The sequence below is a fragment of the Parasutterella muris genome, from assembly GCF_009767915.1.
In the GTDB taxonomy this organism is placed as follows: Bacteria; Pseudomonadota; Gammaproteobacteria; order Burkholderiales; family Burkholderiaceae_F; genus Parasutterella; species Parasutterella muris.
In genome coordinates this window covers 36,823-50,543 of record NZ_WSRP01000010.1, presented here as the reverse complement: position 1 = coordinate 50,543, position 13,721 = coordinate 36,823, and the positions used below count along the sequence as shown (strand labels likewise).

At 46.0% G+C, this 13,721-nt stretch carries 9 protein-coding genes and 2 pseudogenes; 9 read left to right on the top strand and 2 right to left on the bottom strand.

Annotation, left to right across the window (positions count from 1 at the left end; genetic code table 11):
- Nucleotides 1-3: 3 nt before the first annotated feature.
- Complete coding sequence (locus E5987_RS04455; protein ID WP_160334888.1) at nucleotides 4-417, bottom strand: GtrA family protein; 414 nt, start codon at nucleotides 415-417, stop codon at nucleotides 4-6.
- A gap of 104 nt (nucleotides 418-521) precedes the next feature.
- Between E5987_RS04455 and E5987_RS04450 the strand changes: the two are divergent.
- Nucleotides 522-1,620: pseudogene (locus E5987_RS04450) on the top strand (IS4 family transposase).
- A gap of 107 nt (nucleotides 1,621-1,727) precedes the next feature.
- On the opposite strand, the pseudogene E5987_RS13445 reads toward E5987_RS04450, so the two are convergent.
- Nucleotides 1,728-2,698: pseudogene (locus E5987_RS13445) on the bottom strand (IS5 family transposase).
- A gap of 1,596 nt (nucleotides 2,699-4,294) precedes the next feature.
- On the opposite strand from E5987_RS13445, the gene E5987_RS04435 reads away from it, so the two are divergent.
- From E5987_RS04435 to traL, 8 genes are all read left to right on the top strand, one after another.
- Entirely contained in the window at nucleotides 4,295-5,623 is a 1,329-nt protein-coding gene (locus E5987_RS04435; RefSeq protein ID WP_160334886.1) for a hypothetical protein, read from the top strand.
- Nucleotides 5,624-5,632: 9 nt separating this feature from the next.
- Nucleotides 5,633-8,938, top strand: coding sequence for a hypothetical protein (locus E5987_RS04430; protein ID WP_160334885.1), 3,306 nt, complete (start codon nucleotides 5,633-5,635; stop codon nucleotides 8,936-8,938).
- Nucleotides 8,939-9,108: 170 nt separating this feature from the next.
- Nucleotides 9,109-9,960, top strand: coding sequence for a hypothetical protein (locus E5987_RS04425; RefSeq protein WP_160334884.1), 852 nt, complete (start codon nucleotides 9,109-9,111; stop codon nucleotides 9,958-9,960).
- Nucleotides 9,957-11,828 (top strand): conjugative transfer system coupling protein TraD, encoded by a 1,872-nt coding sequence (gene traD / locus E5987_RS04420; protein WP_160334883.1) that lies wholly within the window; start codon nucleotides 9,957-9,959, stop codon nucleotides 11,826-11,828. The genes E5987_RS04425 and traD overlap by 4 nt, the downstream gene beginning before the upstream one ends.
- Before the next feature lie 12 nt (nucleotides 11,829-11,840).
- Complete coding sequence (locus E5987_RS04415) at nucleotides 11,841-12,464, top strand: IncC plasmid conjugative DNA transfer DtrJ family protein (RefSeq protein WP_160334882.1); 624 nt, start codon at nucleotides 11,841-11,843, stop codon at nucleotides 12,462-12,464.
- Complete coding sequence (locus tag E5987_RS04410; RefSeq protein WP_160334881.1) at nucleotides 12,464-12,940, top strand: lytic transglycosylase domain-containing protein; 477 nt, start codon at nucleotides 12,464-12,466, stop codon at nucleotides 12,938-12,940. Before E5987_RS04415 ends, E5987_RS04410 begins: the two co-directional genes overlap by 1 nt.
- Nucleotides 12,941-13,051: 111 nt before the next feature.
- Entirely contained in the window at nucleotides 13,052-13,375 is a 324-nt protein-coding gene (traA, locus tag E5987_RS04405; protein ID WP_160334880.1) for a TraA family conjugative transfer protein, read from the top strand.
- Between the two features lie 54 nt (nucleotides 13,376-13,429).
- Nucleotides 13,430-13,717, top strand: coding sequence for a type IV conjugative transfer system protein TraL (gene traL, locus E5987_RS04400; RefSeq protein ID WP_160334879.1), 288 nt, complete (start codon nucleotides 13,430-13,432; stop codon nucleotides 13,715-13,717).
- Nucleotides 13,718-13,721 lie beyond the last annotated feature (4 nt).

Sequence of the window (13,721 nt, the reverse complement as noted above, 5' to 3'; positions counted from 1 at the left end):
TGATCAACGTTGTGTTCTATATACAACTAATTTTGACAATGTAAAATTGATTGCTAATCCTACTACAGATCCAACTGCAATACCTATCACAGGATAGTCTTTAACAATTTCAACATATTCCATCAATCCAATAAAACTCAAGTAATTTGCCGCGCCCCCTATTGCCATTGATGAGAAATAATAAATAAATTCTTTTGACATCGAACCTTGGAACTTTTTATCATTAAACGTGATAGTCCTGTTAAATAGCCAGGTAAATATTACTGCTACAAAAAAACTTATAAATCTTGCAATATAAAAAGCGAACAAAGTTGATAAAAGGTAGTACGTTGCAGAATCTATTAGAAAACCAAGGGTTCCGGAAACGCAAAAAGAGATGAATCTCGTAAAATTATTTTTTTCTTTAAGGTCTTCCACTTTCTCGCTTCCTGAAATTCTTCTATTTTTTCAGAATAATAACTCTCATTAACGTTTAATGCCACTAGTGCCCAAAATAAATTTTCACAATTGAGATAACCCAGATGCGAACATGCTGGCCATCCGATAAAGTTGTTTTTTGCCAAATAAACAAACGGAGCGCCTGCATGCAGAGAACAACGATATCTATGTTTGCCCAACTTGTCCGGCTTATGGGCGGAAAAATTGAGTTTCAAAACTTGATTACGCACTATCAATCCAACAAAGGGGCCAAGAGGCTTACGACGTGGAGCCAATTTATCGCAATGCTTTTTTGCCAACTCACAGGGGCAGATTCATTACTGGAGATTTCCGACGGCCTCTATTCGAGTCTAGGCAAGCTCAGTCACATAGGTGCGACAGCAGCATGTCGATCTACCCTGAGCTACGCCAACAGCAAGCGGCCTTACAAACTTTATGAGGACTTTTATTTTGTCTTGCTGAAAAAATTTAGACTCGAGATTCAAGGGCGTCTGGAAAATAGGTTCACTAAGCCGGTCTTCAGTCTGGATTCCACGACAATAAGCTTATGTTTGCGTTTGTTTGAATGGGCTCAGCACCGAAGGCGTAAAGGCGGAATAAAACTTCACACGCTTTTGAACAACGATACTTCACTGTCGGAGCTCATCGTGGAAACGCCGGCAAAGACGAGCGATATCAAGGGAGCCAAAGGAATATTAGAGGATATTCCCGCCGGTTCTATCGTCGTTATGGATAGGGGGTACAACAATTACTCATTATTCCAAAGACTGATAGATAAAGGGGTTGTGTTTGTCACCCGCTTAAAAGACAACGCGCTGCATACGCCGCTTCGTCAGGGTCTTATTGAGGCTGATCCTGAAGGATGTTGGGGTCTTTATGAGATGAAATTCACTGGACTTAAAGCCAAAGAGCATTGCTCGGATACAAGCTTTAGAGTCGTACAATGGCCGGACAAAGAAACAAACCGTTGGTTTGAATTTCTTACCAATAGCAAAGAATTGAGCGCCACTGAGGTGGCAGATAGAGCTTTTCTTTAAGCGCATCAAACAAAACCTAGTCATCAAGAGCTTTGTCGGAACTACTGAAAATGCCGTCATGACGCAGATTTGGACAGCTGCCATAGCGATCTTGCTATTTGGGAACCTCTGCGAAATAAGAATCTGTCTTCCCAACCTCCTTTGAAAAGGCATCCTTCACTGAAAATTAGGTATTTTTTTCTGATATCAGGTAGTTAACCCCTCTTTATTGATCGATTTATTCTAAAAGTATTCCGTACAGACACACTTATCCTATGCAAAACTCATTTTCCTCATTTTCGTTCGTTTTTCATAGCAAAGTGCGGTAAACATATTAGCGATAGATACCAACATTGTTAGCCTTGCTGTGTTTTTAGCCAATCCCCGATAACGAACTTTTCTATAACCGAATTGAATCTTTATCCGATGGAAAGCGTGTTCGGCCTTACTCCTGATTGAACTAAGCCTCTTTTCTTGCACTACCTTAGCTTCCGGGAGCTTTTTCCGCTGGCTATATCGTTTTGCCGCAGCGTAAGTGACGTGCTCCGGGTCTGCGATCTCGCGTTTGTCCATGTCGAGATATCCCGCATCTCCTATGACTTCCCAATCAGTAGGACTTCTTAATTTATCAACCTGAGTTATATCGTGAACATTCGCCGCTGTCGTTGTCACGCTATGAAATGACGTCGCTGACTTTGTCCACACCGATGTGAAGCTTCATCCCAAAATGCCAATTGCTGCCTTTCTTAGCCGAACGCATTTCCGGCATTCTTTGTCAAACTCGGTGCCTCAATAAAAGAGCCGTCAACTATCATTCCCTTGCTAAAAAGAAGACCTCTTTGAGTTAACTGATGTTTGAATAATAAATCGAAAATCTGCTTATCCAAGCCGTTTCTTTCGAGTAAATGGCGAAAGCGCAGAATAGTGGTCTTATCCGGACATTTTGAATTCATTGCCAGACCTACAAATCGTCGAGATGAAAGAGAGTCACAAAGCGTTTCTTCACACATCGGATCGCCCAAATTGTAGACAAGCTGTAGAAAGTGTACGCGAATCATGAACTCCAACGGATACGGCTGCTTGCCGCACTTACCCTCACTGTAGTAAGGACTAATCAGAGCACACAAATCCTGTCAAGAAATGATAGCGTCCAATGTCTCAAGGAATTTAGTTCTTCTAGTACCGCCTAACTGCGGAAAGGTTTCTGCAAATAAGTCAGCAAACGAGGGTGCTTTAATCTTCATAGTCGTAACTTAATATAGTACGGTAATTATACCATATAACCCACCTTTTGCGCAGAGTTTCTTTATATTACCCTTCTATGAAATAAATTTATATTTTTCCAGTTTAGCGAAATTATAACTATTTGAAAAACATTAATATAAATCAACTGTTAATACTTTATTGCTACTATCCATCAAAATAGTAACCCTACAAAAATACTTGACAAGTCATCAGATCACAGCCAATACGACAAAACTTAATTAAGACAAAACCCATCCAACTTAATTTCAGAACTTGTATTTACGTAACATTAGATAAAAGATAACCCTGAATTAACAATTCAATCTCTTTCCATCTATAGTCTTATAAATTCTCATTTCTTAACAATCAATTACACGAAATTTTCTTTAAGTTTGCGGAATCTCGATTCTTCAAATAGATTCAAATTTAAACTCAATTAATCAAGTAGTTATTTATGTTTTAATTTTAGAAATATAAAGTTAATTTTAAAAATTTTGACCCAAAATATCTGTTTTTTATTTTTCTAACCCTCTGTACAGTTCGATTCGTCAGCGAGACGGCCGACGCAAAAGGATTCCCCGATGCAAACGCCGTCTCAGCGAAACGATGCTTAGATCTCCTCGGATTTCACAAAGCCTGTTTCGTAAGACCGGGACTTGGAGCTGCATGCAGCTCTGTTTTAAAGAAGCTCGCTTTTTTAAACAAACGAGAAACGGCCGAGTGTCATCACAGGAAGTTTTCTTTCATGAATGTGAACGATGCTCGAGAGATTCACTTCTATCTTCGATGAGTAGAGGCTCTGAGAAATGGAGGTGCATCTCTTGATAGTGAGCCTAGAGCGAATCAGGTCTTCGGACCACGATTCAACCGAAAGTTGTTTATAAACACTTTCACACCGATCTCACTCGGGAAAGATGCAACAGCAAATTTTCCGACCAGAGATCGAAAAAGGTCGGCGTAGTTCGACCGATTAACTAATGCTACTCTAGGCAAACTTATTTTTTTGAACCCGGGTAGACAGTCGGCAGTCTGTCTCCCACTTGGTAATAAGGATAGATATATGAACGAAGATACAGCACTGCTGTTTCCAGCTCAGGCTGCGAACTTACTAAGTTCGTTTCCGAAGAAGACTAATGATGATCGGAAAGTCCGGATCGCGTGATTGACCGCTGTGAACGATTGGAAAACATTAAAGGATCTTCTTCCGAACTTCGGCCAAGAGTCGGAGCTGTAATTCTTAGAGAAACCTTTGTCAGGACTAATGTTTCCTCATCTTCGGACTCGGAAAATCCGAAGACGGAATATTAGTTAGGCGTAAAACCTACTGTTCACCCGGCCATTAGTCGAAAGATATACAGCTGACAATCTTTCTCATTTGAAGAATTACCTATTAGTGTATCTAACTTATTACCTGTGAATGTCCGGCGGTGTTTTTCACCGCCGACCATTCCAAAGCAGGCAGCAAGATACTCAAAATTAGATCATTATTAACCATAATAATTTTGAAAATACAATAATTAGACACGTTAAAAATTTCTTATCAGCTTGAGATAAACAGTATTTTTTTGTTTTGATATTAATTAAAGGTGGTCCTTATGATTCAGAACATTAATAAAAGTTGTCTTGGCACCGGTCTAATTTTCGGCATTTGGGACGTCAACATGCTTTGTATCGCATATGAGTATCGATTTAACAACACACTGATAAACCCGCCCACGCAACTGCTTGAACCTACGAGTCCTATGATTTTGTCCGCTTCAATTCCCTTCTCCTTGCTGCAGCTCGAAGAGCTGCCGACGGTAAGCTACGTTGAAACAAAGAAACAGCGTCCTTCAAGACATATGCTTCACGCCTTGATCCTCGCCTATTCTTTGAACGACAAGGTCAGCATCGACAAATACGAAGGCGATATCGAGCGGCTGGTTCCATCCTTAAAGAAGGGCTCCTCACGTTTAATGTGCACTGTCAGAAATTGGGCGTTTATCTACTACGCACTTCAAGCCAGGTGCAGCAACAGAATGATCAGCGCGATGCTCTTTGACTTGAGCGGCTCTCAATGGCGCTCCCTGCAGGCACGCTTTCTGAAGCATATCGAAGAATCCGAATACTCGGAACTTTCCAATCCTTGTTGGGACGAAATTTCTGATCGTATTTGGAAGTGCTGTACAAGCTCAAACTTTAAATGTTCAGAAGTTACGGGCTGCATCGATTTTCTGGACTCAACATTAAAGCTCAGAGGAAGTAAGAAGTTCAACACAAATGAACTGATAAACCTCATTAAGCTTTGGAATACCAACCTATCTTCCAGGTCACAGCGCCCTGATTCGTACTTTAAAGGAGATTTCTCTCAATTTTTGAAGATCTACTCTAAAGATCTTATGGGTAAGCACTTCAGCTTGACACATAAAGTGATTAGGAAGGACGGAACTACTCGCACGATTGTTGAGCCGAATATTTACGGTCAAAAGATTCCTGCCAACGTTGTGAATAAAGACTCGGTGTATTTCTTCATGGGGTTTGCTGCATGTCTGGCTGTACTCTGCATGAAAAAATACGATCTGTCTGAAAAGAGTGCCGCTTTGGTCTCGCTTTACACGCTTAAACACTCTCCATTCTTTAATTATCAGCCCGGAAAAACTTCAAAACAGTCATCCCTGTGGCCGCAGTTCATCAATAACAACCATCTGGTCGCAATTATTTCCAAGGTCCAGTCTTTTCTGAATTACTTGAAACAAAGTGCGCATCACGACGGCCCGTTCGATTATTGCGCCTGGGCGCTCAAAGGTTTTCCCGATAAATGGAGTGAAAAGTATTTAAACCAAATTCCCTCAACAGAAAAAAATTCTGAACTGATTAAGAACTTCTGCGGAAGTTTTAACAAAAAACACTTAAAGAACACGTCACATAATCCGCATCGGCACTAAGGTCTTTCAATGAATCACCGTCTTTCCGCTTGTCTACAGCCGCTTCTGCCTTTAGAAGTCACTTCTCTCGACAGTTTCGAGAGAATGATTTCTGCATGGGCGGACAATGACACGCTGCCAACAGCTGTTGAACTGATTTCTTCGATAGCCAGGCGAGTACAGCGGCTTCCGCTCTCTGACGGGGATTCATTTAAAGAACCCCTTGGTTATTTTAATTTTGCGCTGATGAGTGCTTCTCAGGCACTCTATATCCTGAGAGACACAATTCTCTATTTTCATCTTCCACTCAAGAACAGAGAACAAGCTATCTTTTCCATTAAGCTCGCAGTGGTGATTATGGCTTTCTATAATCCGCTCCCTGCTCTAATCCGCTCCTTTATTATTCGTTCCAATAGCGAAGACGTGTTTGACTTTTCTGAGCGCCTGCTTGATTTCTTTAAACGAAATGACGGATGCACACTGTCTTTGCTGCGCAATAGCGGCTGCAGCGATCGAGATGTTTCTGCGCTCGCCCTTTTAATCGTCTGCCAGGATGTTTCTGAAAACATCTGGCGACTCATCCGTGCGGGCGGTGACAACGATTTGATCCCGTGTATTCATTCCTTTATCACGCTGAATATCCGTGACTACAAAGAGCACTACAGCGGCGTCACCGATGCGGTTCACCAAGCGCAGACTCTAGTCATCCAGAAAGATCTGGAGCGCCGTTTAGCCAGCGGTCCCGCAGGAAGCGCTTCTTTCACAACCGTATTTGCGATCGCTATCAACACGCTCTTCGAAGAAGAGCTGAGCGAATACTCCGGTGCAAATCATCAGGAGTACGTGCATTTCTATGAAGGTGAGGTTTTCGTCACAGAAAAGTTCTTCAGCTTGGTCCACTCCAAACTCAAGCAGCTTTTCCCGACAATTGACTGGGATCGCATCAATTCCATCTCCGGCGCTGTCCAGTGCGGTATTTTTGAATTGGAGCCTTCCGGTCAGATGTTCACTACGCGCAGCGATAAAAAGTCCGACACAGACACCGGATTCGTTCGCTCTCTTCGCTTAATCAATCCGCAGTGTTATTTTGCGCCAAGTTCCGAGTGGTTCAAAAAGTATCAGGATCACTGCAGCGCTTTAAAGAAAAAGATGGCAAAGGGTCGTGAACTTCCGATCATTTCTAAGCAGGAGATCGCCGAAGAAAGAGCGACGATCTGCACGAAGGAACACCGCATGGCAGATCCTGTGGGACCGCTTACTGAAAAAGCGATGAGAGAAAACAATTTCTTTAGTTCTCTATTTTTAAACGTCCTTCGCGAGAAGAGCCGCGAAGATCAAAAGGCTCGCATGCAGAAGAAGAATATGCGTTCGAGTATCTTCTGGGCAACCGCAAAGAAGAATTCCGAAGAAAGCGAAAAGCGCTATAAGGAAGAAGCGGCTAAATATACGACCGAGATTCAGCTGGAAGCAGGAACGCGCCTCTCTGAGAAGCTTCTTCCTAAAAAAGCTTCTAGCGAACAAAAGTCCGAACCGACTTCTGCAGAAGCTGAAGCATCCTCTTCTAATTGTCCTTCCTCAGCGCCTGAAGAGGCTAAAGGCAAAACGGATGTTGTTAAGACATGCGCTGCGAAATCTTCCGCTTCTGTTAATGCTCCCGCTTCTGATGCAAAGCTCAATGCCGCAGATAGCGAAGAAGATAAGGCGGACGTTTCCGGTGAATCCTCTCCTTGCAATGCTTCTGAATCGCAAGTGGAAGAAACAGAATTCCCTAGCATTCTGAACCGCCTTAGCCTTTCTCTTAAATATCTGTTTGCTCCGTCTCAAGACGTGGTTGATCAGATTGCAAACTCCTGCGTCAGATTAAAGGGTGAGAGTCCGACGAATTACGGTTCTGACAGCATCGACAGTGATACTGAGAACTCCATTGTCTGCTCTTCTAATGGTCAGTCCGCAGCTTCGCAGAGTGCTTCGCAGAACGCAGAAGCAGTTTCTGCTTCTGCGCCTAAGACCAGCGCCGAAGTTCGTCAGACTTTATCTTCCCCACAGTCTGAAGTCTCTGCCGACGGCCTTGCCGCCAAAGTGACTCAAACAGAACTTAACAGTCCTGTTAACGCGGAGAAGACCGATACACGAGTAGTCTGCAAAGCTGCCGCAGAAACAGATAAGGACATAGAAGCGTCAACTCAGACAAAGGCTTCTAGCCCTCCTTCTGAATGTGTCACCGCGTCTATGGTTTCTGATAAAGCGCCTGTTGATGCGGCCGCAACTGACGTTTCTGCAAAAGAACAGCCCTCAATTAATCCTTCGAACAAGGATGAAGACTTGTATTTTGATCCGGTCCCGCAGTCCCTTAAAGGTTCTGCTCGCCTCGAGGCTTCTGATAAAGCTGCGGATACTGCTGCCTCGTCTGAAGCAGTCTCAAAGAAAAAAGAGACTACCGTTAGCACTCTGTCTTCAAACGATCAAATGGAAACAACTTCACTTCTCAAAGCGAAGATCGATACTCCTGCTGCTTCTGATAGTGCGTCTGACGCTCAAGCGATTAGCAAGAATGCTTTAGCTGAAGACTCTGAGTTAGGGGAAGAGTATGTTTCTGAAGATGAGGAGTACAACGATGAGCCGGATGCGGTCAGCGGTTTAAGCGCGCTTGGGGATGAGGATCAAGACGAATTCTCAATCGAGCTGCCCTCGGTTTATGCAGAAGTCGATCCCGGCGCCGAACCTGAAAACAATTGTCCTCAATCCTTTAATACTCAGGAGTCCGTCGATTCTGACGAGAAAGCGGCTGGCTTCGCTCACAGTAAATCCGCAGCAAGCAGTGCCGGTAAAAGTGCGAACGCAGCCTGCAGCACTGCTGCTCAGGAAGCCGTTAAAACGTCTGTCATTAAAAGTCCTAGCGCTCCTGCAAAGACTAAGACAGCCGGCGCCTCCTCTAAGAAGACTGCCGCTTCTAAAACAAAGTCAGCTTCCGGATCGCAAACCGCCTCCGGCGCTAAAACCACAAAAACGAGCAGCGCTGCGGCCAAGACATCCTCGAAGACGACGAAGGCAACTGGTGCCGCAAAATCGGGCTCTCCCTCTTCAAAGGCCAAGGGAACGACCGGCGCCTCACGAGCAAAACCAGCCGCAACCTCTGCAAAGGCCACTGCCCCTTCTAAGACTCAATCAAAAGCAGCGGCTTCTAAACCAAATTCGGCAAACAAGAGTGCCGCGGCTAAAAAGAGCACGTCCGCAAAGAAAACCGGCACAAGCACTAAACAAACGAGCGCCGGAAATCAGAAAACCGCTTCAAAAAAGAAACTGAACCCAAAAATCAACCCCGTAACCAATAGCTGATTAACCGTTTAAACATCACTGATCTGTCATGAACTTCGAATTACATCCGAAGCTCTTAGCGAGCATATTGTCTCTAAAAGTCCGCCTGAGCCTTTTCTTAGGCTCAGAAGCGACCGCCGCCCTATTGGGTTAACCCGTCAATCGTCATCCTTTTAATGCTCCTATCTCCTATGAAAGAAGGCTTATTCTCCGAGTACGGTCTGATTTGTCTTACCGATCTGGACAAACGTCGGCTGAACAATCTCGCCAGAACCGCTTTGCTCACCAAGAACGCGGATGTCATTATTTCGCTTGGTGCTCAGCAGGTCATCAGCAGAGAATTCAAACCGGCGAGGACACACATGACTTGGAAAAAAATCCTTATCCAAAAGCCTCGCATCCGGTTTCCACGTGCCGATATGGATATCCCGGTGAAAAAGCATTTCGTGCACAACTGGGAGACCTGCTGTAAAAACTATCGCGCAACGCGCCGTCTCTGCAGCAGTCATTACCGTAAGCACTTCAGCAATACCGAAGTGCAGCGCTGCATTATCCATCGCTGGACGTATCAGGAGTTTGACGAAAAGCTTCGTCGTGCGGTCGAAGGCGGTGCGATCGAGCGCCTCTATCAGACAAAACCACTTGCTCCCTTGCGAACCCTTGTTAAACGTCTTTACTTTACAGAGCGTCAGGAGCAGAACTATTACAAGAAACTTCGTGCTCAGATGTTCCGAAAATTTACTCCGCATGAAATCCGCTGGATGCAGCGTTCCTACCGCTGGCGTAAAGTCGAAGCAGAACGCATTCATCTCAAAGCGGCTTATTTCAATGAGCGGCTCATTTATTGGCGCGAATACTTCAAAAGTCATCCGGAATTTAAAACCTACAAAGTTCGACGCGTAAGGGCCTGTCGAGACACCTACAACACGGTTTACTACAGAAATATGCGAGATAAATATGTACCGCGCGAAGCTTTTACGTATGGATTTATTCCGGCGACGCACACTGCTCCTATTATCTATCACGAACCCTCAGCATCATGAGAAACGAATCCTCTTTAACCCGTCGGCATTCTTTGCCTTACCGCACTGCGTACGAGATATACGCCGCTTCGGTTTGGCTCTTCGCGTCTGCCTACATGGCATACCTGCACGCGCAGCATGTTATGCCGCGCGAAATGTCTGCGCTTCTCTATATGGTCTGCATTGTGTTCGCGGTGAAACGCGGCCATGAGGGCTGGCTTATTCTGCGTGACAGAAGTCTGCTCTCAGGAAGACGGTTTGAACTGATGCCGCGCTCTAAGCTTCAAACGCTGATGCGACCTGACCATCTTTGGCTTGGATACGGTTTTGTGTGGGAACCGAAACACACGCAGAAACTGCATGAACTCTCCAGAATCAATCCCGCCTCTTTAATGCTCCCTGATTTTATGCATCGCTTTTTCGGGCGCGGTGATCAGTATCAGAAGAATGAAGAAATTGGTATGCCCTATATCCATGGACTTGAACCCAACGAAATCGAGCTTCATCGATTCCTTAAAAATTTTGAGGGCGGCACTTTAATTCTCGGAACCACTCAGGCAGGTAAAGGCGTCGCGCTCTGCAATCTCTTTTCTCAGGCAGTGTTAAGAAACGATGTTGTCATCTTCATTGACCCCAAAGGTTCTCCCCGTGTCTACGAGTCCTTCCGCAAAGCCTGCACTGCCGCCGGCCGCGGCGAGCCCCTCAACTATCATCCGGGCAATCGCGATAAAACCAAAGGCATTCGACTCGATCCGTTAGCGACATTCTCAACCGGCGCCCAGATCGCAACACGCATTATGTCAGTAATACCTGGGAAGCCTGACGCCTTTACTCAGTTCGCCTGGTCCTGCATTAAGACATTTGCGGACGCCTTGATTGAATTGAAGATCAAGCCCTCTTTAAAACTTCTTTCCAAGCATATCAATCACGGTATTGATGATCTGCTGCGTGATCTCCTTCTTGATCGTATTGAGCGCTTTGCAAGCGAGAATTGGAGGGAAGAAGCCCGATCTTTTATGGCGCCGATTAAGGAAGGCCGCCTCACGGAATCTCAAGAAGAGCTTCTTTTAATGGTCTCTTTTTACGAGCATGTGCTCGATAAAAAGGAGCAGACCCTGGTCGTAGACGAGTGTCTTAAAGTCTTCCATCACTCTAAGGAGCATTACGCCAAGATAACCGCCTCCCTAATGCCGATCTTTGCGATGCTGACAAGCGGGCCGCTTGGAGACTCGTTCTCACCGGACCCTAAGGACTCTACCGACTCCCGTCCAATCTGGAATCTCGAAAGTATTATCCTCACCCGCTCCTGTCTGTACTGCCATTTGGATTCTTTATCCGACAATATGATTGCGTCTGCTGTCGGTTCTATTCTCTTAGGCGATTTGGTCAGTGTAGCCGGTAAACGATACAACCTCGGTAAGACGGATATTCGGATTTCGCTCTTTGTGGATGAGGCGTCTAATGTCTGCAACAATCCTCTAATTGAAATTCTGAATAAAGGCGCCGAAGGCGGCATCTATACCACGGTAGCCATGCAGACGATTGCCGACCTTGCGCACCGATTAGGTTCTCAGGATGCAGCGCGCATGGTGCTCGGCAACTGCAACAATCTGATCGCGCTGCGCTGCAAGGATCGTCCGACTCAGGACTTCGTAACGGAGACGTTTGGCAAGACCTACATTCATCAGGTCGACACTACGCTCTCAACGCATGCGGACACGCACGCCGGTCTTCCTTCCTTTGAGGGCGGAGCCTCTCATAAACGCACCGCCGTGCGCGAAGAGATTATCCCGTCGGAATACCTAGGCAAGCTTCCGAATGGTCAGTTTTTCGCCTTCGTAGGCGGCGGCCATCTGCTTAAAGGCCATGTGCCCGTCATTACTGATTAAACGGATTTCATTATGTTTGCCCGCATCTTTATTATTTTGTTTATCCTGCTGCTCGGCTCGATTATCTGGTGGCCCGGTTTAGCCGACCATACTTCTTTTAATCGTCATGCTGAAATTCAGATTGATGACACCAGCCAAAAGCTCGAATCCTTCCTGAGTCTTGCAGACGTTGAACTCTCCAGTCTTCGCGATAGTGTCTCCTCCGCCCTCTCCAAAGTCACAGGCGGCGCATACCTTCCCGAGGCGGCTAATTTAGACGCCGAGCATGAGGCTCCGATGGAATCATTTTTTAATCGTCTTTGGTCTTCACCTTACTTTATGGCGTTAAAAGCCATGCTGGAACTCTCAATGATTCGTGCGGTGCTAGCGCTGATTTGGTTTGCCGCGCTCTGCCCGATCCTTTTAACTGTCGTATTCGATGCTTGGGTTGTCAGACGTCTCAAGTACGAAAGTTTTGCTTCGCACCACCCGACGCTCTATCAGACGGCTTTGAGCGCTCCGCCTGTACTGCTCACCTGCGCCTTTACCGTAATGCTGATTCCGTTTGCGATTCCTGTCTGGGTTTCTATGGTCTTTTACGCGGCGTTCCTTTTAAGCATCCATGTAATTGTCAGTAACTTCCATCGATTCGGATAATGAATACTCGCCCTCTTTTAATTGTTCTTTCAGCCTTAGCGCTAAGTACTTCCGTAAACGCGCAGGACTGCTTTGAGACACACGCGCTGGCTAAAGGTCTGGACGCGGATCTTTTACGAGCCATCGCGCTGGTGGAATCTTCGGGCAACCCGAACGCCGTCGGCAAAAACAGCTCCAGCGAAGATATCGGGCTGATGCAGATCAACTCTTCCTGGCTCAAGCGCTTTAACACCACCAAGAAAGAGCTATTGGAAAACGTCTGTCTCAATATCGAGATCGGAGCGGAAATCCTCTCGGACAATATGAAGCGCTTAGAGAACCCTTGGGAAGCGGTCGGCGCATATAACGCCGCCTGCACTCGTCTTAAAGGAGCGGACTGCATCTCAGCCCGCCAAACGTATGCGTGGAAAGTTTATCGGGCGCTCATGAGTTTATCGGACGCCAAACGGGACAAGTTAAGGAAAGTCTCCTCTTAATCGTCCTTCACCAATTCGTTGTCATGCTCTCCGCTTCTTATTGAACAAAAGCAGCGGAGCGGGGAGTTTTTTTGTGCTTGCTTTTGTTCATTCCCATTTTTTTGATCAATTATGAAATTCAAACTGAGTTCTAATGTCATTGCAGCCGCGTTTCCGATGCTGCTTTCTCTTACCTTTGTCGTCCTTGCCGCCGCGCTTCCCGAATGCGCGTTCGCTGCCGGCACCGATCAGGACTTTCAGAGCCTTTACGACATGCTTAAAAACTGGTCTCAGGGCACGCTCGGCCGTTCAATCGCGCTGATGTTCCTCTTAGTAGGCCTTGGTGTCGGCGTGGTTCGTGGATCCATCATGGGCGCTGTCGGCTGTCTTGCGGCCGCCATGGCGCTTTTCATCGGGCCGCAGATCATCGACAACATCTTTACGGCTCTTATCTAACCGTCATTCTTGGGTTCGGTCTTTTAGCCGAACCCAAGAAAAGGAATATCCGTCATGTCCCGTTACGATCCATCCTTTGTACCCAGAAAACTTGACGCACCCGCCAAGTTCCTTTTGTGGGATTTCGATCAGGTGGCGGCCGCTGCCGCCGGTTTCGGTATCGGAATCATCGTCAACTCATTATTGATCGGCGCGCTCGCTTCCGTCGTCTGCATGTGGGCTTACGTCCGTTTAAAGGCCGGACGACACCCCAGATACGGACTGCATTGTCTGTACTGGCACACGCCGTTTAAAACATTTAAGCGCACGCCGCCCTCCAGCAGGCGTCGATTTATAGGTTAATTCT

Coding starts and splice junctions, on each gene's coding strand:
- traL (WP_160334879.1), top strand. CDS start 13,430: ATGTCCCGTTACGATCCATCCTTTGTACCCAGAAAACTTGACGCACCC.
- E5987_RS04410 (WP_160334881.1), top strand. CDS start 12,464: ATGAATACTCGCCCTCTTTTAATTGTTCTTTCAGCCTTAGCGCTAAGT.
- E5987_RS04435 (WP_160334886.1), top strand. CDS start 4,295: ATGATTCAGAACATTAATAAAAGTTGTCTTGGCACCGGTCTAATTTTC.
- traA (WP_160334880.1), top strand. CDS start 13,052: ATGAAATTCAAACTGAGTTCTAATGTCATTGCAGCCGCGTTTCCGATG.
- E5987_RS04425 (WP_160334884.1), top strand. CDS start 9,109: ATGAAAGAAGGCTTATTCTCCGAGTACGGTCTGATTTGTCTTACCGAT.
- E5987_RS04415 (WP_160334882.1), top strand. CDS start 11,841: ATGTTTGCCCGCATCTTTATTATTTTGTTTATCCTGCTGCTCGGCTCG.
- E5987_RS04430 (WP_160334885.1), top strand. CDS start 5,633: ATGAATCACCGTCTTTCCGCTTGTCTACAGCCGCTTCTGCCTTTAGAA.
- traD (WP_160334883.1), top strand. CDS start 9,957: ATGAGAAACGAATCCTCTTTAACCCGTCGGCATTCTTTGCCTTACCGC.